The sequence below is a fragment of the Ruegeria haliotis genome, assembly GCF_013377785.1.
Taxonomy (GTDB): Bacteria; Pseudomonadota; Alphaproteobacteria; order Rhodobacterales; family Rhodobacteraceae; genus Ruegeria; species Ruegeria haliotis.
Map to the genome: position 1 here is coordinate 47,941 of NZ_JABXWT010000015.1, position 23,077 is coordinate 71,017.

Here is a 23,077-nt window from a genome sequence, read left to right on the forward strand (position 1 = left end):
CGAAATGTCCGCGCTGCGGCCGGTTCAGGATCGGCAAAGGCCCCTGCACCTGCGAAAAAGGAGGTCGGACATGACGGCATGGCTGTTTTCCGGCCTGGGATTGGTGATCCTTTTGCTGGCAGGCGATGCACTGGTGCGCGGTGCGGTGAACCTGAGCCTGCGGCTGGGTGTGCCGGCCCTGATCGTTAGTCTGACGATCGTGGCGTTTGGAACTTCTGCGCCTGAACTGCTGATTGCGATCAGTGCGCTGAGAGAAAACGCGCCGGGTATCGCATTGGGGAACGTGGTCGGATCGAACACTGCCAATATTCTGCTTGTGCTGGGTATACCCGCCCTATTGGCCACACTGCACACCAGCGAATGCGACACCCGCAAGAACTATGTTTTCATGCTACTAGCAACGGTTCTGTTCATCGGGCTTGCCTTTTGTGGTGTGTTCAATTTGGTTAGCGGCGCGATTTTGTTGTCAGCACTCGGACTAGTCCTGCTGAACGCCTTCCGCGAGGCAAGGGCTCACCGCAAGGCCTGCGGCGAAGCCTGTGCAGATGACGACGAACTGGACGGTCTGGAAGAGGCCGACCCCGACATGCCGTACTGGAAGGTTTCGATCTACCTGATCCTGGGTCTGATCGGCCTGCCGATGGGTGCGCATTTGCTGGTGGAAAATGCCACCATGATCGCGCGAACCTATGGCGTCAGCGAAACGGTGATTGGTCTGACCTTGATTGCTGTCGGCACCTCGTTGCCAGAATTGGCAACGACGGTGATGGCGGCATTGCGTCGGCAGGCGGATGTGGCGCTGGGCAATGTGATCGGGTCGAACATGTTCAACCTGCTGGCCATTGTGGGCATTGCCACCTGGTTCGGTCGCATCCCTGTGGACCCCGAGTTCCTGCGATTCGACTTGTGGGTCATGCTGGGCGCGTCCCTGCTGCTGATCCCTTTTGTGGTTTTCAAGCAGGACATAACCCGCACGTGGGGTCTGGTGTTGACCTTCCTTTATGCGGTTTATGTCACCACACTATTGGTGTGATCTGACAGAAAGAGGTGATCCATGACCCGAGCTTTGGTGACCGGTGCCGGAATTCGTCTGGGTCGGGCAATGGCGCTGTATCTGGCTAGACGCGGATACGATGTGGCCGTTCATTATGCGACGTCGCAGCAACCCGCGTTAGAGACGGTGGCCGAAGTTCAGGCGCTGGGCCGTCAGTCTGTGGCCCTGCAAGCCGATCTGCTGGATGAGGCGCAGGTTGCGTCTCTGCTGCCCCGATCAGCCGAGGCGCTGGGCGGACCGATTACCTGTCTGGTGAACAACGCCTCGATTTTTGAATACGACAATATGCAATCTGCAACGCGTCAAAGCTGGGACCGCCATATGGACAGCAACCTGCGCGCACCCTTTGTCCTGACTCAGGCCATGGCCGGGCAGGGTTTGAAGCCCGAGACCGACGCGAATGGTGAGCCGGTTGCAACGGGTTTGATCGTCAACATGGTCGATATGCGCGTACGCAAACTGACGCCCGAGTTCATGACGTACACCATCGCCAAGATGGGACTTTGGGCGCTGACCCGCACCGCAGCGCAGGCACTGACCCCGGCAATCCGGGTAAACGCGATTGGACCGGGGCCGACAGTAAAGGGGCATCGGCAAAGCGAAGAGCACTTTCAGGCGCAGCGGTCCAACACAGTTCTGGAACGCGGAGCAAATCCTACGGATATCACTGCGGCGCTGGGGTATTTTTTAGACGCACATGCCGTAACCGGACAGCTTCTGTGTGTGGATGGCGGACAGCATCTGGGATGGCAGACGCCAGATGTTTTGGGCGTGGAATAGACATATTCGGCGTAAGTTTTGCACCGCTCTCGTTTCTGTTACCTGCGCGTTACAGAAATGTCTTTTTTTTCATATACTTGCCATGTGTATAAAAAAATACCTATTAAAAACAGAGACTTGCATATCTGCCTATTTTTTGGGCATTTCGTGGAAATAGCAATGAATCAAGGGAAAACGGCCAGCCCTCAAAACTTATCTGCATAGTTATCCACAGAAACAGTGGATTTGTTTTCTCTTGATCTGAGGCCCGTCAGATTGCAGCCATGGTCAGAGAATCATATCTCAGAGCCATGATGCCCCACAGCGAATCAACTTCGAACCCTCAGCCTACCGGTTATGCCTGCATTCAGCGTTACGTGAAGACGCTGGACAGTTCACCCGGCGTGTACCGGATGCTGGACGGCGAAAGCCGGGTTTTGTACGTGGGAAAGGCGCGCAACCTGAAGGCGCGAGTGTCGAACTATGCGCGCCCGGGGCATTCCGGCCGGATCGAGCGGATGATCGCGGCGACCACCTCGATGATGTTCCTGACTACCCGGACCGAGACCGAGGCGCTGCTGCTGGAGCAGAACCTGATCAAGCAGCTCAAGCCGAAATACAATGTGCTGCTGCGCGACGACAAAAGTTTCCCGAACATTCTGGTCGCCAAGGATCATGCCTTTCCGCAGATCAAAAAACATCGTGGCGCCAAAAAAGAAAAGGGCGCTTATTTTGGTCCTTTCGCCAATGCTGGGGCGGTGAACCGGACGCTGAACCAGCTGCAAAAAGCGTTCCTTCTGCGCAACTGTTCGGATTCCATGTTTGAAAGCCGGACGCGACCTTGCCTGCTCTATCAGATCAAGCGGTGCTCGGGGCCTTGCGTTGGGCTGATCTCGGAACAGGGATATGCCGAAAGCGTCAAGGATGCGGAACGGTTCTTGTCGGGGCGCTCGACCAAGGTGCAGGAAGAACTGGCGGAACAGATGATGGCCGCCTCTGCCGCGATGGAGTTCGAGCGTGCCGCTAGTCTGCGCGACCGGATTCGGGCGCTGACACAGGTGCAGACGTCGCAGGGCATCAATCCACGTAGTGTGACTGAGGCGGATGTGATCGGCCTCTATATGGATAGCGGTCAGGCCTGTGTGCAGGTGTTCTTTATCCGGGCCAACCAGAACTGGGGCAACAAGGATTTCTATCCGCGCGTCGGGCCGGATGTGTCACCCGCCGAAGCGATGGAAGCGTTTCTGGGCCAGTTCTACGACAACAAGGAACCACCCCGGCAACTGATCCTGTCAGATGCCACCGAGAACGCCGACCTGATGCAGGACGCGCTGTCAGAGAAGGCTGGTCGCAAAGTTGAGATCCTCGTGCCCCAGCGCGGGGAAAAGCAGGAGCTGGTTGCAGGCGCCTTGCGCAACGCCCGCGAGTCTCTGGCGCGGCGTATGTCGGAAAGTGCGACGCAGGCCAAGCTGCTGCGCGGTGTGGCCGAGGCGTTTGAACTGAATAACCCGCCGAACCGGATCGAGGTCTATGACAACAGCCACATTCAGGGCACCAACGCGGTGGGCGGCATGATCGTCGCAGGCCCCGAGGGGTTCATGAAAAGTGCCTATCGCAAGTTCAATATTCGAGGCGACGATCTGACTCCTGGCGATGATTTTGGCATGATGAAAGAGGTGCTGACCCGTCGTTTCACGCGCCTGCAAAAGGAAGACCCCGAACGCGACAAGGGGTTGTGGCCCGATCTGTTGCTGATTGACGGTGGCGCCGGTCAGGTCAGCGCGGTGCATGAGATCATGGCGCAGCACGGGGTCGAAGATATACCGATGGTTGGTGTCGCCAAAGGCGTCGACCGCGATCACGGTAAGGAAGAGTTTCACCGCACCGGCCAGCGTCCCTTTGCGCTGAAACGAAATGATCCGGTGCTGTATTTCATTCAGCGGCTCAGGGATGAGGCGCACCGGTTCGCCATCGGAACCCATCGCGCCAAGCGGGCCAAAGCGATTGGCGCGACGCCGCTGGACGAAATTGCGGGGGTTGGGGCCGCGCGGAAACGAGCCCTGCTAGCGCATTTCGGCAGTGCCAAGGCAGTCAGCCGCGCCAATTTGGTGGATCTGAAAGCCGTTGATGGAATCTCGGCCGGACTGGCGCAGAAGGTCTATGATTTCTTCCACGATAAGGGTTAGACCTGTCGCCCACGCCAGAGGATGTAGAGGCCCGAGGCCACAATCAATGCGCTGCCGATCCACATCGTGCGGTCCAGATGTTCGCCGAACATGAAAACGCCCAAACCGATACCGAACAACAGGCGTGTATAGCGGAACGGGGTAACTGCCGAAACTTCGCCGGTTCGCATGGCCTTCATCAGAGACGCGTAGGCGATTGTGCCCAAGATCACCGCACCCCCCATGTGCAGGCTGGTGTTTATAGGCAGCGCTACCATCGGGGCACTCTCCCAAAACCGGTAGGCAAGCCCGGCAATCACGATACATAGAAACCCGTAGAACCCCAACACTTCGGTTCCCAAAGTCGCCGGCGCGGCCCGACTCGCCAAATCACGCCCGGCAAAACCGAACATGCCCAGGATGGCCAGAATTGACAGAATGGAAAAGCTGTCGCCTGTGGGTTGGATGATGATCACAACGCCAATCATTCCCACAAGAATCGCGCTCCACCGTCGCCAGCCAACAGTTTCACCAAAAAACAGCGCAGCACCCGCAACCACGACCAGCGGAGTGGCCTGCAGTATCACCGTGGCCGAAGACAACGGCGTGAGTGCGATGGCCAGCACGTAAAACAGCCGCCCGAGAATTTCGAATACGGCCCGCACCTTCATGGCGGGGGACAGTACGTCTGGGTGCATCAACCGCGTGCCACGCCACGTTGCAGCGCCGGCAAAGATCGCGGCCCCACCTGCTCCGAACAGTACCAGAACCTGCCAGATCGGTAGTACTGCGGACATGTGCTTCAACAAGGCGTCCTCCAGCGCGAACCCGGCCATGGCGACGATCATCCAGGCGCTGCCGATCAGGTTGGAGCGGGGGTCGGTTTGAATATGTGCTGTCATTATGTTCGCGCGCGCCTTTTGGCTGGTCCGTCCGGCAATCTGACTGCAAACCAGCCCCGCGCCAAGATGTATCCGACTGAGAGATCCAGATTGCGACGGTTTGACCTGAATTCCACCAAGCGACTGTGATTGACGCAGTTTTTTGTCGCTCTGCCTTTTCTGTCCGGAACCAGCGATGTAGGGTCCGCTTTATGAAATGGAACCTGCCAAATACCCTGACCATCCTGCGGCTGCTGGCTGCACCCGGTCTGGCCGTCATGTTTTTGTACTTCACGCGCCCCTATGCGGACTGGTTCGCTTTGATCCTGTTTCTGACTGCAGCGATAACCGACTGGTTTGACGGCTATCTGGCACGCGCATGGAAGCAGGAAACCAAGATCGGTGCGATGCTGGACCCGATTGCCGATAAGGCGATGGTCGTGATTGCCCTGATGATCTTGGTTGGGTATTCGGCTGAACACTGGACACCTTGGCTGGTGCTGCCCGCGACCGTGATCCTATTCCGGGAGGTGTTCGTTTCGGGCCTGCGAGAGTATTTGGGCGATGTGGCCGGGACGCTGAAGGTGACGCAGCTGGCCAAATGGAAGACAACGGCGCAGATGATTGCTATTGCGGTGCTGTTTTCGCAGGGAATCTTCGAGCACTATTTCGTGATGTCCACATTCGGCATGGATGCGGAGATGATCGATCAGGTCCTTGGTGGGCAAGTCGAAGACGTGAACGGGTTGGCCTGGAAGCTGGAAGGCATGTTCTGGTCCGGGCGGGTCGGGCTGTGGCTGTTGTGGATCGCGGCGACGCTGACATTGATCACCGGCTATGACTACCTACGTAAAGCTATGCCCCACCTGAAGGAGAGTTAAGGGATGGATGTGCTGTATTTCGCCTGGGTGCGTGAACGGATCGGCCTTCCCAAAGAACGGGTCGAGACCAACGCAGCCACGGTGTCCGATCTGGTCGCCGAACTGAGCGCGCGGGAAGAGCGTTATGCCGCCGCCTTTGCAGATATCTCTGCCTTGCGGGTCGCACTGGATCAGGAGCTGTCGGATTTCGACGCCCCCTTGACCGGGGTGCGAGAGGTTGCGTTTTTTCCGCCCATGACCGGCGGGTAACGCCATGCGCATAGCCGTTCAGGAAGAAGAGTTCGATCTTGGGGCCGAGGCCAACGCCTTTGCCGCGGGTGACGATGCCAACGGCGCCATCGTGACCTTTACCGGCATCGTGCGGGATCTGGCGACCGGTGATCTGGATGTGATGGAGATCGAACATTATCCGGGCATGACCGAGCGGGCATTGACCAAGATTGCCGAAGAGGCAAAGACGCGCTGGTCGCTGGGTGATGTTCTGGTCATCCACCGGCATGGGCGGTTGGCGCCGGGTGAGCGAATCATGATGGTCGCCACCGCCGCACGGCATCGCAAGGACGCCTTCGAGGCGGCAGAGTATCTGATGGATTACCTCAAATCTCGCGCGCCATTCTGGAAGAAAGAAATCACAACGTCAGGTGCGGAGTGGGTCGCTGCCAAGGATGAGGATGAAGACGCGTTGACCCGCTGGTAAGCACCAAGGCGCAATGATGTTGTCTAATCTGCGTTATTAATCCGCCCACGCAGTTCTTCAGCTTCCTGCCGTGCCGCCCGCAATCCGTCCATCGCAGCCCCCAGTTCAGCCTCGGTCTGGGTCAACTGGTTGGTCAGTTCCGCCTCGCGCTGTTGCAGATATGTAATCGCCTGATCGCGGGTTTCCTCGGCCTCGTGCAATTCCTGACTCATACGGTCCAGATCGGCCACGTCGCTTTGGCGGACGCGGGACAGACGATGGGCCAGCCAGTTGGCAAACCAACCCATGCAGAAGGCCGCGAACAGGATGATGGCGGTGGCGATTATGAATTCGATTCGGTTCAACTTACTGGTCCCCTGCGTCCGCATCGGATGCGGTATTGTCCGTCTGCCCGGCCTCCGGCGCGTTTGATTCCGCCTCTAATGCCTCTAGTCCGGTTTCCGTGCTTTCCACCGGTTCGGGCCGGATCAGGCGAAACTCGATCCGCCGATTTTCTTCTCGACCCTCTTCGCTGTCATTGTCGGCAATGGGTTGGGCTTCGCCATAGCCAACAGCCGTGTAGCTTGCGGTTGGAATCCGCCGGCCGCGCAATTCGTTCAGGATCGATTGCGCCCGCGCCTGGCTGAGCTGCTGGTTCATTTCCTCGCGACCCTGACTGTCGGTGTGACCCTGAATCTCCATACGAATCGCACCGCATGCACGCAAGATATCTGCAATCTGATTCACGCTATCGCGCGAGTCGGCGGCGATGGTGGCTGATCCGGGCTCAAAGGCGATTTTGCCCACCGATTGAACCTCAGCAATCTGTTCCTCGCACAGCTCGGGGTCGGGTAGGGCGTCTTTGGGCTCCGGCGGAGGCTGATAGGTGATCGCCAGGGTGAAATCCTGCCCTTCACCCAGCTTGTCCGAGAGGTGCCCTGCAATCTGAGCCTTAGCGTCTTTGTCATGACTCAGGCCGGTCAGATCAACCGACTCTGGTGTCACCGTCAGGGCGCCGTTGTGCAGTTGTGTCAGTGCTTCAAGTCCTGCCAGAACGCGCACGGCCCAATCTGCAGGCAAATCGGGTGCAACGCGTGTGGCCACATGGACCCGTTCTGATCCAAAAGCCGCGCGGGCGTAACTGTCGACCATATCGCGCAAAGTTTCATCGCCCAAACGTCCGCGCAACTGCACCAGACCTTCCGGGCTGCGGGTCGCAGAAAACTCGATGGGGCCAGTCTGTTCTTCGGTTTCCGGTTCCGGCAACACCGCGTGCAGGGCGAAAACCTCGGGCAGCGTGTTCTCCAACTCGCCCACAACCCGGTCGAACAGAGCGGGTTGGGTACCTTGTGCTGCGATCAGCGTGATGTCGGCATCCGAGATGGTGATCGATCCCTGGCCGATTTCGGCCAGCGCCCGAATGCTCAACTCTGCGGCCTCGGGCCAGCGCGGAGAAGGAACTCCCAACCCGATGGTGCACGTATAGGGGCCGGACAAACCAGCGTCTTGGGCTGCTGCTACGATTCGATCGCGGGCCATTTCGCCTTGTGCGGAGCAGGCATCGAACTGACCCCCGGCATCGCTGATCAGATAACGCAGCGTGAAAGGTGTGATAACCGGTCGCGGCGCCGAAATTGACAAACCGATGCGCAGGCTGGGCGGCGCGGCACGGGTGAGGTCCTGTTCCAGCTGCTCTTTTTCTGCCTGACTATCGGCAATGGCTGTGATCCTGACCAGGCCGGGGCTGGCCGAGATTTTTGCACGCGGCAGCCGGGACAGCGCTTCGATCGCGTAATTGATGGCGTCGTCCCAGCCTTTGGGTTTGGGATAATCGGCGGTTTCCATCAAATCTGACACCTCGATCGTGCGACCCAGGCTATGCAATCGGTCCATCAGGGCCGCGCGGTCTTGGCTGGCCGGAATCAGCCCAATGACAGAGATGCCGCTGTCATTGCGTAGAATTTCTGCAGAAAATCGCGGTGCCGCCAGATCCAAGGTCGCCGTGACCCCCATTTCGTCGATGACGCGGGATGTTTCGACTTCGGTTCCTGCGGCCGTCAGCGCATTGAAGCGTGTCGCTTCGTCCGGGGCTGTGCCGGTCAGAACAACGCGCAGCCCATCAGACTGTACTTCGGCCCAGTCGTGTCCTTTGAGATCCAATGCCCGTCGAACGGCAAATTCGGATGTTTCCTCGATCTTTGTCACCGCAAAGCTTGCCGCCAACAATGACAGCCCGGCTGATACGAGGAATATCAGTGAAACGGTGAAAATAAACGGCAGACGCATGTGCGGGTTTGAGACTCCTCAGGCGTTTGAACGGAGTCTTACAGACCCCTGAGCAGAGGTGCAATCAGAGCAACAGCGCGACGCAAAAGAAGATCAGCGGAATAAGGCCGGTGTCGCGGTTGGCGCGAAAAAGTTGCAGCAGTTTGGCGTTATCTTCGATGTCCAGACCACGCAATTGCCACATCATGTGCCAGCCCATGGCCCAAGGTCCCCCAAGCGCGACAACCAGCGCAAACAGAGACGCATCGGGAACACCAGCGTCGATGATGGCCAGGCCCATCAAGGCAATTGTGGCGACCAGAAAGTACTTCAGCCACTTCGCCGTATCTGTACCAAACAGCCGCGCGGTGGACTTGATGCCTACCAACTCGTCGTCTTCTGCATCCTGATGGGCGTAAATCGTATCGTAGAACAACGTCCAAGCGATCCCGGCAAGATAAAGGGTTATGGCAGGCCAGCCCACCGATCCGCTATGCGCGGCCCAGGCCAGCAACGCGCCCCAGTTGAAAGCCAGACCCAGAAACACCTGCGGCCACCAGGTGAACCGTTTGGCAAACGGATAGATGGTCACGGGCAGCAGAGACAGCACGCCCATCGCGATGGCGGCCATGTTGAAGCTGAGCAAAATTGCCAATGCCAGCAGACATTGGAGAATCATCCAGGCTGCGGCCTGACGGACGCTGACCTGACCAGATGGAATCGGGCGCGACCGCGTGCGCTCGACCTGCGCGTCGAACTCGCGGTCGGTGATGTCGTTCCAGGTGCACCCGGCGCCGCGCATCAGAAAGGCCCCAAGCGCGCAGCCTATCGTGATCCAGAGATCCTCCAGCCGCGGACTGCCGTCGCTGAGGATCGCCAAAGCTAGACCCCACCAACAGGGAATCAGCAGTAACCATGTTCCGATAGGTCGATCAGCACGGGACAGGCGCAGATAAGGGCGGGCAAAAGCTGGCGCGTAAGTATCAACCCAATTGCCGGTGACGGCATCGGCGACTTGATGATCTGGTGTTGGAGCATTGCCTTGCATATGTAAGGTCTCATGAGTGCGAAGATCAGACTGTATGTAGAGCAGCCCTTGGGTCAGGGGCAATCGGTTCCTTTGACGCGCGAACAGGCGCATTACCTGTTCGGCGTGATGCGTTTGGCCGTTGGGGGCCGTGTGGCCCTGTTCAACGGGCGGGGTGGTGAGTGGTTGGCCGACGTTGCCGAGGCGGGTAAGCGAGGCGGCACACTGACCTGTCTTGAGTTGAGCAGGCCTTTGCAGTTGCCCCCCGATCTGTGGTTTCTATTCGCGCCAATCAAAAAGGCGCGGACGGATTTCATCGTAGAAAAAGCGGCGGAGATGGGCGCAGCGCGGATCATGCCTGTCCAGACCGAGTTCACCAATTCCGAGCGCATCCGGCAAGACCGGTTGCAGGCCCATGCGGTTGAGGCCGCCGAGCAATGCGGCGGGACATTTGTGCCCGAAGTGGCCGATCTTCAGAGGTTGGATAAAGTCCTCGATGCTTGGCCCGAAGGCCGTCAGTTGATGTTCTGCAACGAAGCCGAGGTCGGCTCGGCCCTGCGTTTGGCTGAAAATGAAAAAGGGCGCCCCTGGGCTATTCTGATTGGTCCCGAAGGTGGGTTTTCCGAGCGGGAACGGGCGCGGTTGACCACATTGCCATATGCGCATGTTGTCAGCCTTGGGCCCCGTATCCTGCGGGCCGACACGGCAGCCGTAGCGGCTCTGACCATGTGGCAACAGGCGCTGGGGGATTGGGCGTGACGTGGCGGATGGCGCAGGAGGATGACATTCCTGCTGTCGAACGTTTTCTTTACGAGCACGTGCAAAGTTCAATGTTCCCGCTGGCAAACCTGCATGATTTTGGTCTGAACGGAACATATGCCCGGTCCGTGCAGATTTGGTTGCTGGGGGACGATCTCCGCGGCGTTTTTGCCATAACAAATGAAGGCATGGTTCTTCCGCAATGCCCCGACTGTTGCGACGCTGAACTTGTGGCCGCGACAGACTTGGTGAGGGATCGCGAGATCCTTGGCGTTATTGGTGAGGCCACACAAACCCGCCGGATCATGCGTTTGGCAGGATGGAGCGACAGGGCGACTCAATTGGATCATGACGAACCTGCCTTTTCTCTTGAATTGGCCTCGTTGATCATTCCGGAATTACCGGCGTCCCGGCTTGTTCCGCTGTCTATGATCGATCATGGGTTGGCGGTTGAATGGCGTCGTGCCTACCTCATTGAAACTCTCGGTGTTCTTCAGAAGGACGTGACGGAACAAGCCAAGCGCGATATCGATTCTTATCTGTCCCGGGACTCCCATCGCGTATTGTTGGTTGATGGGGAACCCGTCGGCATGACCGGTTTCAACGCCGTGCTATCCGATGTTGTCCAGATCGGTGGTGTGTATACGCCACCTCACCTGCGGGGTCTCGGCTATGCCCGTCAGGCAGTGGCCCTGCATCTGAATGAGGCGCGCGCGTCGGGTGTCTCTCGGGCAGTTCTGTTTGCCGCATCAAACTTCGCCGCGCGCGCGTATGTCGCCATCGGCTTTGTCCGAGCGGGCGATTTTGCGTTGATTTTGTTTCAGACAGACAAGGAAACCATCGCATGAGCTTTATCCGACCCGAAGCCAAGCTCGCCCTATGGCGTTGGCGCGAAGTTTTGGTGGCCGCGTTTGTTCTGACCCTTGGGCTCAGCTGGATCAGCGGCCCGGGCGGGTTGTTGGGGTGGCTCGGCTGGGTATTGGTTGCGGTCTCAGTGGCGCTGGCTGTCATTGGTGTGCAACGCGCCCGGTTTCGAACTGGCGCAGGCGGACCTGGCGTTGTGACCGTTGATGAAGGGCAAATCACCTATCTCGGCCCGCTCGATGGGGGAATCTTCGCCACCCGTGAAATTGAACGGTTGGCGCTGGACCCCACATCCAACCCGGCGCATTGGATACTGGATCAGCCGGGGCAACCAACGCTTCACATTCCTGTGAATGCCGAAGGAGCTGAGGCGCTGTTCGATGTGTTCTCAAACCTGCCCGGGCTGAAAACCGAACAAATGCTGTCGGAACTGAACGGCGGCGCGGCGCATCCGGTGGTCATTTGGGAGCGCCACCCGTCGCGCCCTGCACACCTTCGGCTGCATTGACACTGGCGCAATTTGCCCCCACGACTGGCCAAAAGACAGACACATCAGGATCGGAGAACGGTTCATGTCCATCCCTCAGTCCGGCGGCGGTCCGATCGAACGCCATGAGCAACTGGCCGAATATCTGGAATCGGGTTGCAAGCCCAAAGATGATTGGCGCATCGGCACCGAGCATGAGAAATTCGGCTACTGCAAAGATACGCTGAAGCCGCTGCCGTTCGAAGGCACCCGCTCGATCGTCGCTGTGCTCGAAGGTCTGCGTGATCGGCATGCTTGGGGCGAAGTGCGCGAAGGCGGACACCTGATCGGTCTGGAAAAAGATGGCGCCAATGTCAGCTTGGAACCGGGCGGCGCGCTGGAGTTGTCGGGCGCCCCGCTGGAAACCATCCACGAGACATGCGACGAGGTGAACACCCACCTGCGCGAGGTCAAGGATATCGCCGATGAGATCGGCGTGGGTTTTATTGGTCTTGGTGCGGCCCCGATCTGGTCTCATGAAGAGATGCCGTTGATGCCCAAAGGGCGCTATCGGCTGATGAATGACTACATGGAGAAGGTCGGCACCATGGGTCGCGCCATGATGCGCCGGACGTGTACGGTGCAGGTCAATATCGACTTTGGCTCCGAGGCAGACATGGTGCAGAAGCTGCGCGTGGCGCTGGCGCTGCAGCCGGTGGCGACCGCCCTGTTTGCCAATTCTCCGTTTTTCGAGGGTAAGCCCAACGGCCAGAAAAGCTGGCGCAGCTATATCTGGCGGCATCTGGACGATGCGCGAACAGGCATGCTGCCCTTCGTGTTCGAAGAGGGCTTTGGGTTCGAGCGCTATGTGCAATACGCCTTGGATGTGCCGATGTATTTCGTCTATCGCGACGGCCAATATATCAACGCGCTGGGCATGTCCTTCCGCGATTTTCTGCAGGGTAAACTGCCGGCTCTGCCGGGTGAAACGCCGACGCTCAGCGATTGGGCAGATCACCTGACCACCGCTTTCCCCGAGGCGCGGATCAAGAAATTCATGGAGATGCGCGGCGCTGATGGTGGCCCGTGGCGTCGCCTATGTGCGCTGCCAGCGTTCTGGGTTGGCCTGACCTACGATCAGGGCGCGCTGGACGCCGCCTGGGATCTGGTCAAGGGCTGGGATACTGAGACCCGCGAGGCCCTGCGGGTCGGAGCCGCCAAAGACGGATTGCAGGCTCGGGTCGGTAGTATCAATATGCACGATCTTGCTCGCGAAGTTGTCGCGATCTCCGAGGCTGGCCTGAAGGCGCGTGCGCGACCCGGTGCGGGTGGTCTGGTGCCGGATGAGACCCACTTCCTGAATGCGCTCAAGGACAGTGTCGAATCCGGCAAGGTTCCGGCGGACGAATTGCTGGATCACTATAATGGCGATTGGAACGGTGATCTGACGCGAGTCTTCCCGGACTACAGCTACTGAACGCGCCTGGCTGAGTTTAAGGCTATGTTTGCCAAGGCAGGAATCCCGTCTTGATCTGCAACCGGGCTGTCGGATACTAGCGGATGTTACGTCTTGCGAGTGAAGAATGGCCCGTATCAGCGAACTGCACTATTCCAATGCCTATGCTGCCAGCTCGGGCGTAAACGAGTTTCTGGAGGTGTCGCTGAACCCTGCAGAGGATCCGGCGAATTTCACGGTGTCCTTCTATCAGGACGACGGGTTCGTCGGGATCGAAATTCCGCTGGACGATCCGGCGGTGCAGGTTTCAGTCGATCCGGACAACAACGAGCTGGTTTACGTCATATCGGCGGATAATTTCCCGATCCTGCTGACCGATCCGGATGGTGGCGGGTCCACCAACTACGAAGCCTTTGCGCTGACCAATACCGATACGGGTGAGGTTATCGATTTCTACGATATCGGTGGCGGCACCCAGAATATCTTGGCACAAAATGGTCTGGCTGCGGGTGAGGCCTCGGTCAACCTGCCGGTTCTGGTTGGGCCGAGCCAGACAACAACGACGCTGCAATTCAACCAGCCTGATCCCGACACGCTGACTCATGGCACACTGAATCCAGGCGACAGTGGCGCGGCCTGTTTCACGGCGGGAACTCTGGTGGACACGCCTTTGGGTCCACGCCGTGTCGAAACCCTGCGCCCCGGCGATCTGGTCAATACGGTCGATGATGGCCCCGTCCCGGTGTGCTGGATTGGTGAACGCACGGTTGAAGGGCGCGGTAATTTCGCACCGGTACGGATCAAAGCTGGCATGCTGGGGGCAGAAGCGGATGTGCTTGTGTCGCCGCAACACCGCATTCTGATCTCTGGCTGGCGTGCCGAATTGCTGTTTGGCGAGGACGAGGTTCTGGTGCCCGCCAAAGCGATAGTCAACGGCACAACCGTGACTGCGGTGCCCTGTGATATCATTCGTTATGTGCATCTGCTGTTTGACAGGCATCAACTGGTCACAACTTGCGGTCTGGTGTCCGAAAGCTTTTTCCCTGCGCAGGAAGGGCTGGCGGGGTTGACCTCGGACGCCGCGGCCGAGCTTCTTGCGTTGTTCCCTGAATTGCGGGTCTATCCGGCTGCGTATGGTGTGGCTGTTCGACCGGTGCGTCAGGACCGGACCGTGGCATTATTGCGCTCTGCCTGATTGCGCCTCTGCCCCCTCTTGCTTTCGCGGGCTGCTGTGATAGCAGGTCGTCAACAGCATTCAGGGGCCAAGTTCAGGAAGCGTCATGGACGATCTCAAGGCAAAATATCTGGGCCAAATCGCCGAAGCAGGCGACGAAAACACGCTTGAGGCGATCCGCCTCGCCGCCGTTGGTAAGAAGGGCGAAGTGGCGCTGAAGATGCGCGAGCTGGGTAAGATGACGCCCGAAGAGCGTCAGGTCGCAGGTCCCGCGCTGAATGCGCTGAAGGACGAAATCAACTCGGCCCTGTCCGCCAAAAAGGCAGGTTTGGCCGATGCCGCACTGGACGAGCGTCTGCGCACTGAATGGCTGGACGTGACCCTGCCGACGCGGCCACGGGGTCAGGGGTCGATCCATCCGGTCAGTCAGGCCACAGAAGAGCTGACCGCGATCTTTGCCGAACTGGGTTTCTCGGTCGCCGAAGGGCCGCGGATTGAAACCGACTGGCATAACTTTGACGCGCTGAACATCCCCGGCCACCATCCCGCGCGGGCCGAGATGGACACGTTCTATATGCACCGGGTCGAGGGCGATGATCGCCCGCCGCATGTGCTGCGCACCCATACCTCGCCCGTCCAGATCCGCTCGATGGAGCTACAGGGCGCGCCAATCCGCATCATTTGCCCGGGCGGCGTATACCGCGCCGATTATGACCAGACCCACACGCCGATGTTCCATCAGGTCGAGGGGTTGGCGCTCGACAAGAACATCTCGATGGCGAACCTGAAATGGGTTCTGGAAGAGTTCGTGAAAGCGTTCTTCGAGGTCGATGATGTCGAGCTGCGCTTCCGCGCCTCGCACTTCCCCTTCACCGAGCCATCGGCCGAGGTCGATATCCGTTGTTCGTGGGATAACGGTCAGTTGAAGATCGGTGAGGGCGACGACTGGATGGAGATTTTGGGCTCTGGCATGGTCCATCCCAAGGTGATCGCCGCCGGTGGGATTGATCCTGAGGTCTATCAGGGCTTTGCCTTTGGCATCGGCATCGACCGTCTGGCGATGCTGAAATATGGCATCCCCGATCTGCGGGCGTTCTTTGATTCCGACCTGCGGTGGTTGCGGCACTATGGGTTCGCGGCGCTGGATATGCCGAACTTGCATGGTGGTCTTAGCCGCTGATGAACCCAGTAATCGAGTTTTAGAACTTCCTGGGATCAATGCAAGAGTTTATCCTAGCATTGGTTCTGGCGCTGTTGACCTCATTTATTCTCTGGCTTTTTCGAGCAAAGGCAAAACTCATCTGGGGCTCAACAAGTACCAGCTTTCATTCGTTCCAACTGGACAAAGAGTCTCCACCAGAAGCAATTTGGACAGAAAAGTTCTACGTCCAAAACACTGGTCGAAGCGCAGCTTCAAACATTGAAATTGTGTTCAGCGAACCGCCGACCAGTTACAGCCTCTGGTCACCACGAGAGCATTCCAAAGTTATTCTAGAGAATCAGACATTTGTTCTGCGAATCCCGTCTCTCGCGCCTGCTGAGTTGTTGATCGTTGATGTCGTCGACATTCATGCTAGGAGCGTAAGGCTGCTTTCTGTCAATTGCCCGGACTCTCTGGCAAAAGAAGTCCCTTTCCTTCCAATGCGTCAGTTTGGAAGTGTTTTTAACGGTTTTGTTCTTTATCTGATGTTTGCCGGATTGGTAGGGACTTTGTATTTGGCATTACAGCTTACCTTTGGGAAGTAACTCTGTTTTCGTCGGGTTGTGTATTACCTGAGCGGAACAAAGACAGGTAGGCCGCCGCGCTATCGCCAGACCGCCCGCACGGGCTGGCGATTTGTCTCCGCAGGCGCTCCGTTTGAACGTTACACGGACTTGGCCAGCATGAATTGCCCACTACAGCCAGAAGATCGCCACCCCGCGGTCTGGCGATAGCGCGGCTTGTCACAAACTCCCACGCGGTTGTGACGTGACAGCGGCCGCAGGCTCGCTAGGGTTCGGCAGATGATTTACCGACTGCTCTGCCTCTTCCTGCTGACCGCCACCCAAGCCGCCGCTGTGGATACATGCCACGGCGATACCGCCTGTCAGGTAGGCGACCGTTCCTATCATGTGCTTGAACCGGACGGGTGGGATGGCGAAACGCCTCTGCCAGTACTCTTGCATTTCCACGGCTGGGCGCGGCAGGGGGATGTGGTGGTCAATCATGAGCGGATCGCGGGGGCGACCAAGCTGCGCGGTGTGCTGTTGGTTGCGCCGAACGGGCTGGGTAAAAGCTGGGATTTCTGGACGTCTGATACCGGCGATGTGGAATTTGCGGACCGGGTGCTGGAGGACGTCGCCAGCCGCTATCCGATTGACCGAGACCGCATCTATGTCTCGGGGTATTCCTTTGGCGGCGCGATGGCGTGGCGCTATGCCTGTCAGTCGGGAAATGACACCGCTGCGCTGTTGGCGATCGCCGGTTCGATTCGCCAGACCGAGGACTGCCCGCAGGCCCCGGCTCAGGTGCGTCATGTGCATGGCCTCAGCGATACGGTGATGGACTTCCCTTATGGCACGAACGGCGATGCGACCTATCCGGTGGCGCTGTGGCGGCAGAAATATGAGTGTGGCATCGCCACCCCGCGCGGGGATTGGGGCGTGGTGCCCATCCTGACCCTCAGCCGGGTCGAATGGACCGATTGCACGACGGGGCGCGTCACGCTGGACACTCATCCCGGTGGGCATTTCATCCCGCATGGCTGGATCGGCTGGCAGTTGGATGAGTTGGCGGGGCGAGAACCGGCCTATCCCTGAGGTGTTTGACATCAAGGCGCGCCCGGCGTTCCTTGTGCCAAGTCATTTGAAACAGGAGTTGATCTAGTGAAACCGCTGCTGCTGAGCGCCTTGATCCTTGCCGCCTCACCGGTGATTGCGCGTGATACCTATCCGCCGGTCGAAGTGCTGTTGCAGACCGAGACCTCGGTCATAGGTGAGCCGTTGGAATACCCCGAAGGCACGCCGCAGATCACCATGGCCATCGTCACGATGAAGCCGGGACAGAAGACGGGCTGGCACCGGCACGAGGCGCCGCTGGCGGCCTATATTCTGGAAGGCGAGATTACCGTCGATTATGGCGATGTCGGGCGCAAAACCTATAACGAAGGCGACGCACTGATCGAGGCGTTCCGCTCGCCCCATGCAGGTGAGAATACCGGTGACGGGATCGTGCGGATTCTGGCGGTGTTTGCTGGCGCCGATGGTGTTTCCAACACGGTCACCGACGAGTAGGCGCACCAGCCCCACGCGCCCTCTTTCCCCTGTGCGCAATATCCGTTAAACGCGGTCTGACCCGAGATTTACAGGCGGAAACCGACCGATGAAATTCACCCTTTCCTGGCTCAAGGATCACCTGGACACCGACGCCTCGGTTGCGGAAATCACCGAGGCGCTCACCGATCTTGGCCTCGAGGTCGAAGAGATCGTGAACCCGGCGGACCGGCTGGCGGGCTTTACGCTGGGCCATGTGAAACATGCCGAGAAGCACCCCGACGCCGACAAGCTGCGCGTTTGTACGGTTGAGACGGATGAGGGCGATCTGCAGATCATCTGCGGTGCCCCGAACGCGCGCGAGGGGATCACGGTCGTGGTCTGCAAACCCGGCATGTATATCCCCGGTCTGGATATCACCATCAGCGTCGGCAAAATCCGCGGCGTCGAAAGCTTTGGCATGATGGCATCCGAGCGTGAGCTGGAGCTGTCGGAAGAGCATGACGGCATCATCGAGTTGCCCTCGGGTGAGGTGGGCGACAGGTTTGTCGATTGGCTGGCCGAAAATGACCCTTCAAAGATCGACCCGATGATCGAGATCGCGATCACGCCGAACCGCCCGGATGCGTTGGGTGTGGCGGGGATCGCGCGTGATCTGGCGGCGCGTGGGATCGGTACGCTGAAACAGCGCGCCTATGTGCCTGTTCCGGGTGACTATGACAGCCCGATCAAGGTGTCGATCGCCGACGATACAAAGGACGGATGCCCGCATTTCACAGGACGTTTGATCAAAGGCGTGAAAAACGGCCCCAGCCCGCAGTGGTTGCAGGATCAGTTGAAGGCAATCGGCCTGCGTCCGATCTCGGCTTTGGTGGATATCACCAATTACATGACTTTCGATCACAACCGCCCGTTGCACGTATTCGATGCCGACAAGGTGCAGGGAAACCTGCTTGTGCATCGCGCCAAAGGTGGCGAGACGTTGGTTGCGCTGGATGAGAAAGAATACACGCTGCAACCCGGCATGATGATGATTTCGGACGACAAGGGTCCGGAATCGATTGCCGGTGTGATGGGCGGCGAAGAAACCGGATGTACCGAAGACACGGTGAATGTGTTTGTGGAAAGTGCGTTCTGGGATCATGTGCAGATTGCTCTGACGGGGCGGGCGCTCAAGATCAACTCGGATGCGCGGTATCGGTTCGAGCGTGGCGTCGATCCTGAATACACGCTGGAAGGACTGGAACACGCGACGCAGATGATTCTGGATATCTGCGGCGGTGAAGCCTCGAGCGTGGTCGAGGCGGGCAAAGCGCCAAGTCACTCGCGGGCGTACAAGCTGGATGCTGCGCGTGTGCAGTCGCTGGTGGGCATGGATATCCCGGAAAGCGAGCAGCGTCAGACCCTGACCCGCCTGGGATTCCGTTTGGAAGGTGAGATGGCCCATGTGCCAAGCTGGCGCCCCGATGTCATGGGCGAAGCTGATCTGGTGGAAGAGGTGGCACGGATTGCGTCGTTGACCAAGCTGCAGGGCAAGCCGCTGCCGCGTGTCACGGATGGCATCCCCAAACCGGTGATGACACCGACGCAGCGGCGCCAGTCGATGGCGCGGCGCACCTGCGCGGCTCTGGGATACAACGAATGTGTTTCGTATACGTTCATCGATCAGGCGTCGGCGGCTCTGTTTGGCGGCGGCGACGATGTGGCCATGCTGGAAAACCCGATCTCGTCCGAGATGAGCCACATGCGCCCCGATCTGTTGCCCGGTCTGTTGCAGGCAGCAGCCCGCAATCAGGCGCGCGGCTATGCCGATCTGGCCCTGTTCGAAGTCGGACCGGTGTTCCATGACGGAGAACCAGGTGATCAGAAGGTACAGATCAGCGGCCTTTTGGTGGGTCGGAGCGGACCCAAGGATGTCCACGGGGCATCGCGCCCGGTTGACCTGTTCGACGTCAAGGCGGATGCCGAGGCAGTGCTGGCCGCCATCGGTGCACCTGCCAAGGTTCAGGTCTTGCGCGACGGTGATGCCTGGTGGCACCCGGGTCGTCACGGCAAGATCTGTCTGGGTCCGAAAAAGGTGCTGGGTATCTTTGGTGAGCTGCATCCGCGCGTGTTGCAGGCGATGGACATCAAAGGACCGGCGATGGCTTTCACCATCTGGCCCGACGAAGTGCCATTGCCGCGCAAATCCGGCGCCACGCGTTCGGCGCTGGAATTGCGCGATCTGCAGGCGGTGGAGCGTGACTTTGCCTTTGTCGTTGATGCGAATGTCGAGGCGCTGACGCTGATCAACGCCGCTGCTGGCGCGGACAAAGCGCTGATCGAGGATGTGCGTGTCTTTGACGAATTCATCGGCGGCAGTGTTGGTGAAGGCAAGAAATCGCTGGCCATCACGGTGCGTTTGCAGCCGACGGATCAGACGCTGAAGGAAAAGGATATCGAGGCGGTGGCCGATAAGATCATCGCCAAGGTATCCAAAGCCACTGGTGGAACGCTCAGAGGGTGACGAGAGTCATCCCTTTTGGCGATGCCTGACGAGTCGATATGCCCAGTTGAAGACCTGAAAGCCGGGGATACTCTGCTGACCAGAGACAATGGTCCGCAAAAGGTCGTGTGAATCGGGCATGACAAGCAGAGTTTGAGCATCCGCCAAATCTGCCTCCCGTCCGGATTTGCGCTGGTGCACTTGGCGATGGAGTGCCAAAGCGGGATCTGGTGATATCCCGACAGCACAGAATCCTTGTCGCCTCGGACCTGGCGCACGAGATGTTTGGCACGTGCGACGTGCTGATTGCGGCAAAGGACCTGATAGATGTGCCGGGGGTGTTTCTGGACAAGACGATACGGCAAATCGAGTGTTATCACCTGCTGATGGAGGCTCATCAGATACTGTGCGCCGAAGGTTGCCCGGCTGAGAGCTTTTATCCCGGCCCCGTGGCGGTGGATACCCCGTCCGATACTCAGAAAAGCGAAGTCCGGCAGGTTCTGCCCGGTCTCTTGCAGGACGGTTATGTCCCGATTGCTGCAGCCCATATCCCGAAAAAGGGATCTGAGCGGCGATTGCTGGTCAAGAAAATGCTGGAACAGGGATTGACGCTGGCACCGCGTGAAACAGAATGTGCATGACAGATCAGAGATCCGATGCCCGGATTTTCATAAATGCAAGGCGTGGAAAAGATGTTGAACGTATACCTGTCCGGGGAAATTCACACCGACTGGCGTGAGCAGATTATTGATGGGGCGCAGGGATTGGACATCACGTTCAACAGCCCGGTTACCGATCATGCTGCCAGCGACGATTGCGGTGTCGCCATTCTCGGCGCTGAGCCGAACAAGTACTGGCATGACCACAAAGGAGCGATGGTCAATGCGATCCGGACCCGCAAGGGGATTGCGGATGCTGACGTTGTCGTGGTTCGGTTCGGTGATAAGTACAAGCAGTGGAATGCGGCGTTCGACGCAGGCTATGCCGCCGCTCTGGGCAAGTCGCTGGTCGTGCTGCATGGTCCCGATCATCAGCACGCGTTGAAAGAAGTCGACGCCGCGGCGTTGGCCGTTGCGGAGGACCCCGCTCAGGTGGTTGAGATCCTGCGCTATGTCCTGACAGGACAGTTGCCGGGCTGAGTGTTCTCAGTGGATGCCACGATCGGCATCCACCAGCTTTCCACCCGGTCAGTCGCGTTCTGGAATCGTCAGCCCCTTCTGTACGGCGGGACGTTCGAGGAAGCGGTCCAGATAGGCCGCTACATGCGGATAACCCTCCCATCCCAACAGTTCTTTCGCGCCGTAGTAATCCAGTCCACGCAACCAAGGTGCGATGGCGATATCCGCGATCGAGTACTCGCCGGCGATCCAGTCCTGACCATCCAGTTGTGAGTTCAGGACGTTGAGCAGCCTTTTCGTCTCGTTGATATACCTTTCGCGCGGACGTGGATCTTCGATCTCGTTTCCTGCGAACTTGTAAAAATAGCCCAACTGTCCGAACATCGGACCGACGCCACCCATCTGGAACATCAGCCACTGCGTGACACGGTATTTGTCCGCCTTTGTTCGACCCAGAAATTTGCCGGTTTTTTCGGCAAGATACAGCAGGATCGCGCCGCTTTCGAACAGCCCCAGGGGCTCACCGTCCGGGCCGTCCGGGTCGATGATCGCGGGGATCTTGTTGTTGGGATTCAGCGACAGGAACGCGGCGCTTTTGACATCCGCATCCGCCAGAGTGACCAGATGAGGCTCATAGGGCAGGCCTGTCTCTTCCAACGTAATCGACGCTTTGACACCGTTGGGAGTTGGAAAAGAATAGAGCTGGATCTTTTCCGGGAACTGAGCAGGCCAGCGGGCCGTGATTGGGTGCGAAATGGTGTCCAGCATTTGGGGCTCCTGACTGGGTGATATCTGAACGTAAGCAGCGACCGTCGATCTTGTAAGCCTTTTTGCTGTGCAAGGTTGGTCAGCAGATGTTTGTTGATGAACAACGGGGAAAACCGATGAAACTCGCACCTAGACCAAAACGTGTTTATCCCCCACAATTCCGCGACTCCCGCGTAAACATCGCGGGTTTATTGCTGTTTGAAAGGAAATGCGCGTGGATGAGGTTGTAACACAGGTGGGTGCTTATGCGCCCCTGATCATGAGCGCGGTCAAGGCGCTGGTCGTTCTGATCCTGGGTTGGATCGTGGCTGGAGCGATCGCTGGAATGGTCCGTCGCCGGATCAACTCGACGCCGCAAATCGATCCGACTTTGGGTAACTTCGTTGCCAGCCTGGTCAAATGGGTGATCCTGATAATCGTGCTGGTCGCTGTTCTGGGCATTTTCGGGATCGAGGCGACCAGTATCGTTGCCATTCTGGGTGCTGCGTCCCTGGCCATTGGTCTCGCGCTGCAAGGCACACTGAGCGATCTGGCTGCGGGTGTCATGCTTGTTGTGTTTCGCCCCTACAAGCTGGGTCAGTATGTCGACATCGGCGGCACAGCGGGGACGGTGAGAGATTTGAACCTGTTCACGACGGAACTGGTGACGCCGGACAACGTGCAGATCATCGTTCCCAACGGTCAGTCCTGGGGTTCGATCATCACCAACTATTCGGCGCATGACACCCGGCGCGTCGATCTGGTGTTCGGCATTGATTATGGCGACAACGCTGATGAGGCGATGAAGATCATTCTGGACATCGCGAAGGCTGACGAACGTATTCACAGCGATCCCGAGCCGTGGGTGCGGGTTACCAATCTGGGTGATAGTTCGGTTGATCTGACCGCGCGTCTTTGGTGTGCGGCAGCCGACTACTGGGACGTCAAGTTCGAGTTGACCAAGACCGTGAAAGAAGCCTTTGACGCCAAGGGTGTTTCGATTCCCTATCCGCATTCAGTGGAAATCCAGAAACAGGGCTGATGGCTC

23 protein-coding genes and 1 pseudogene are annotated in these 23,077 nt (G+C 58.5%); 19 read left to right on the forward strand and 5 right to left on the reverse strand.

The window, feature by feature from the left end; genetic code table 11:
• The first annotated feature begins 70 nt into the window (after positions 1 to 70).
• From HW561_RS18790 to uvrC, 3 genes are all read left to right on the forward strand, one after another.
• Positions 71 to 1,033 carry a calcium/sodium antiporter gene (locus HW561_RS18790; protein WP_176866913.1) on the forward strand — a complete coding sequence of 321 codons (963 nt, stop codon included), beginning with the start codon at positions 71 to 73 and terminating at the stop codon, positions 1,031 to 1,033.
• Between the two features lie 21 nt (positions 1,034 to 1,054).
• Complete coding sequence (locus HW561_RS18795; RefSeq protein WP_176866914.1) at positions 1,055 to 1,834, forward strand: SDR family oxidoreductase; 780 nt, start codon at positions 1,055 to 1,057, stop codon at positions 1,832 to 1,834.
• Positions 1,835 to 2,127: 293 nt separating this feature from the next.
• Positions 2,128 to 3,999 (forward strand): excinuclease ABC subunit UvrC, encoded by a 1,872-nt coding sequence (uvrC, locus tag HW561_RS18800; protein WP_235962984.1) that lies wholly within the window; start codon positions 2,128 to 2,130, stop codon positions 3,997 to 3,999.
• On the opposite strand, the gene HW561_RS18805 is transcribed toward uvrC, so the two are convergent.
• Complete coding sequence (locus HW561_RS18805; protein ID WP_176866915.1) at positions 3,996 to 4,880, reverse strand: DMT family transporter; 885 nt, start codon at positions 4,878 to 4,880, stop codon at positions 3,996 to 3,998. The two genes, uvrC and HW561_RS18805, sit on opposite strands and share 4 nt — an antisense overlap.
• A 191-nt stretch (positions 4,881 to 5,071) precedes the next feature.
• On the opposite strand from HW561_RS18805, the gene pgsA reads away from it, so the two are divergent.
• Genes pgsA through HW561_RS18820 form a run of 3 tightly spaced genes read left to right on the forward strand, consistent with a single transcriptional unit; the run spans position 5,072 to position 6,437 of the window.
• Entirely contained in the window at positions 5,072 to 5,740 is a 669-nt protein-coding gene (gene pgsA / locus HW561_RS18810) for a CDP-diacylglycerol--glycerol-3-phosphate 3-phosphatidyltransferase (protein ID WP_176866916.1), read from the forward strand.
• A 3-nt stretch (positions 5,741 to 5,743) separates the two neighbouring features.
• Positions 5,744 to 5,989, forward strand: a complete 246-nt coding sequence (gene moaD, locus HW561_RS18815; RefSeq protein WP_176866917.1) for a molybdopterin converting factor subunit 1 — start codon at positions 5,744 to 5,746, stop codon at positions 5,987 to 5,989.
• 4 nt (positions 5,990 to 5,993) lie between these two features.
• On the forward strand, positions 5,994 to 6,437 hold the full coding sequence (locus HW561_RS18820) for a molybdenum cofactor biosynthesis protein MoaE (RefSeq protein ID WP_176866918.1): 444 nt from the start codon (positions 5,994 to 5,996) through the stop codon (positions 6,435 to 6,437).
• A 23-nt stretch (positions 6,438 to 6,460) separates the two neighbouring features.
• On the opposite strand, the gene HW561_RS18825 is transcribed toward HW561_RS18820, so the two are convergent.
• The 3 genes from HW561_RS18825 to ubiA form a co-directional block, all read right to left on the reverse strand.
• Entirely contained in the window at positions 6,461 to 6,781 is a 321-nt protein-coding gene (locus HW561_RS18825; RefSeq protein ID WP_142635291.1) for a hypothetical protein, read from the reverse strand.
• 1 nt (position 6,782) lies between these two features.
• Entirely contained in the window at positions 6,783 to 8,702 is a 1,920-nt protein-coding gene (locus tag HW561_RS18830; protein WP_176866919.1) for an OmpA family protein, read from the reverse strand.
• A gap of 64 nt (positions 8,703 to 8,766) precedes the next feature.
• On the reverse strand, positions 8,767 to 9,729 hold the full coding sequence (gene ubiA, locus HW561_RS18835; protein ID WP_176866920.1) for a 4-hydroxybenzoate octaprenyltransferase: 963 nt from the start codon (positions 9,727 to 9,729) through the stop codon (positions 8,767 to 8,769).
• A 12-nt stretch (positions 9,730 to 9,741) separates the two neighbouring features.
• Here ubiA and HW561_RS18840 point away from each other — a divergent pair, with 12 nt between their 5' ends.
• The 12 genes and pseudogenes from HW561_RS18840 (at position 9,742) to HW561_RS18895 (ending at position 21,303) form a co-directional block, all read left to right on the forward strand.
• Entirely contained in the window at positions 9,742 to 10,467 is a 726-nt protein-coding gene (locus tag HW561_RS18840) for a 16S rRNA (uracil(1498)-N(3))-methyltransferase (RefSeq protein ID WP_176866921.1), read from the forward strand.
• Entirely contained in the window at positions 10,464 to 11,315 is an 852-nt protein-coding gene (locus tag HW561_RS18845) for a GNAT family N-acetyltransferase (RefSeq protein WP_328803306.1), read from the forward strand. Before HW561_RS18840 ends, HW561_RS18845 begins: the two co-directional genes overlap by 4 nt.
• Positions 11,312 to 11,839 carry a hypothetical protein gene (locus HW561_RS18850; protein WP_176866922.1) on the forward strand — a complete coding sequence of 176 codons (528 nt, stop codon included), beginning with the start codon at positions 11,312 to 11,314 and terminating at the stop codon, positions 11,837 to 11,839. The genes HW561_RS18845 and HW561_RS18850 overlap by 4 nt, the downstream gene beginning before the upstream one ends.
• A 64-nt stretch (positions 11,840 to 11,903) precedes the next feature.
• The gene (locus tag HW561_RS18855; RefSeq protein ID WP_176866923.1) at positions 11,904 to 13,274 is read left to right on the forward strand and encodes a glutamate--cysteine ligase; all 1,371 of its coding nucleotides are present in this window, start codon (positions 11,904 to 11,906) and stop codon (positions 13,272 to 13,274) included.
• A 106-nt stretch (positions 13,275 to 13,380) separates the two neighbouring features.
• On the forward strand, positions 13,381 to 14,448 hold the full coding sequence (locus HW561_RS18860) for a Hint domain-containing protein (RefSeq protein WP_176866924.1): 1,068 nt from the start codon (positions 13,381 to 13,383) through the stop codon (positions 14,446 to 14,448).
• 85 nt (positions 14,449 to 14,533) lie between these two features.
• Entirely contained in the window at positions 14,534 to 15,607 is a 1,074-nt protein-coding gene (gene pheS / locus HW561_RS18865; RefSeq protein ID WP_176866925.1) for a phenylalanine--tRNA ligase subunit alpha, read from the forward strand.
• Between the two features lie 38 nt (positions 15,608 to 15,645).
• A complete protein-coding gene (locus HW561_RS18870) occupies positions 15,646 to 16,173 on the forward strand; it encodes a hypothetical protein (protein ID WP_176866926.1) in 528 nt (175 codons plus the stop codon).
• Positions 16,174 to 16,431: 258 nt separating this feature from the next.
• The gene (locus HW561_RS18875) at positions 16,432 to 17,226 is read left to right on the forward strand and encodes an alpha/beta hydrolase family esterase (protein ID WP_176866927.1); all 795 of its coding nucleotides are present in this window, start codon (positions 16,432 to 16,434) and stop codon (positions 17,224 to 17,226) included.
• Between the two features lie 66 nt (positions 17,227 to 17,292).
• The gene (locus HW561_RS18880) at positions 17,293 to 17,700 is read left to right on the forward strand and encodes a cupin domain-containing protein (protein WP_176866928.1); all 408 of its coding nucleotides are present in this window, start codon (positions 17,293 to 17,295) and stop codon (positions 17,698 to 17,700) included.
• A gap of 88 nt (positions 17,701 to 17,788) precedes the next feature.
• A complete protein-coding gene (pheT, locus tag HW561_RS18885) occupies positions 17,789 to 20,185 on the forward strand; it encodes a phenylalanine--tRNA ligase subunit beta (protein WP_176866929.1) in 2,397 nt (798 codons plus the stop codon).
• 140 nt (positions 20,186 to 20,325) lie between these two features.
• A pseudogene (locus HW561_RS18890) lies at positions 20,326 to 20,805 on the forward strand (Hint domain-containing protein); the annotation flags it as partial.
• A gap of 51 nt (positions 20,806 to 20,856) precedes the next feature.
• Positions 20,857 to 21,303 (forward strand): YtoQ family protein, encoded by a 447-nt coding sequence (locus HW561_RS18895; protein ID WP_176866930.1) that lies wholly within the window; start codon positions 20,857 to 20,859, stop codon positions 21,301 to 21,303.
• 48 nt (positions 21,304 to 21,351) lie between these two features.
• Here the strand turns inward: HW561_RS18895 and HW561_RS18900 are convergent, their stop codons facing one another.
• A complete protein-coding gene (locus HW561_RS18900) occupies positions 21,352 to 22,050 on the reverse strand; it encodes a glutathione S-transferase family protein (protein WP_176866931.1) in 699 nt (232 codons plus the stop codon).
• Positions 22,051 to 22,258: 208 nt separating this feature from the next.
• On the opposite strand from HW561_RS18900, the gene HW561_RS18905 reads away from it, so the two are divergent.
• Positions 22,259 to 23,071 carry a mechanosensitive ion channel family protein gene (locus tag HW561_RS18905; protein ID WP_211198694.1) on the forward strand — a complete coding sequence of 271 codons (813 nt, stop codon included), beginning with the start codon at positions 22,259 to 22,261 and terminating at the stop codon, positions 23,069 to 23,071.
• The last annotated feature ends 6 nt before the right edge of the window (positions 23,072 to 23,077 follow it).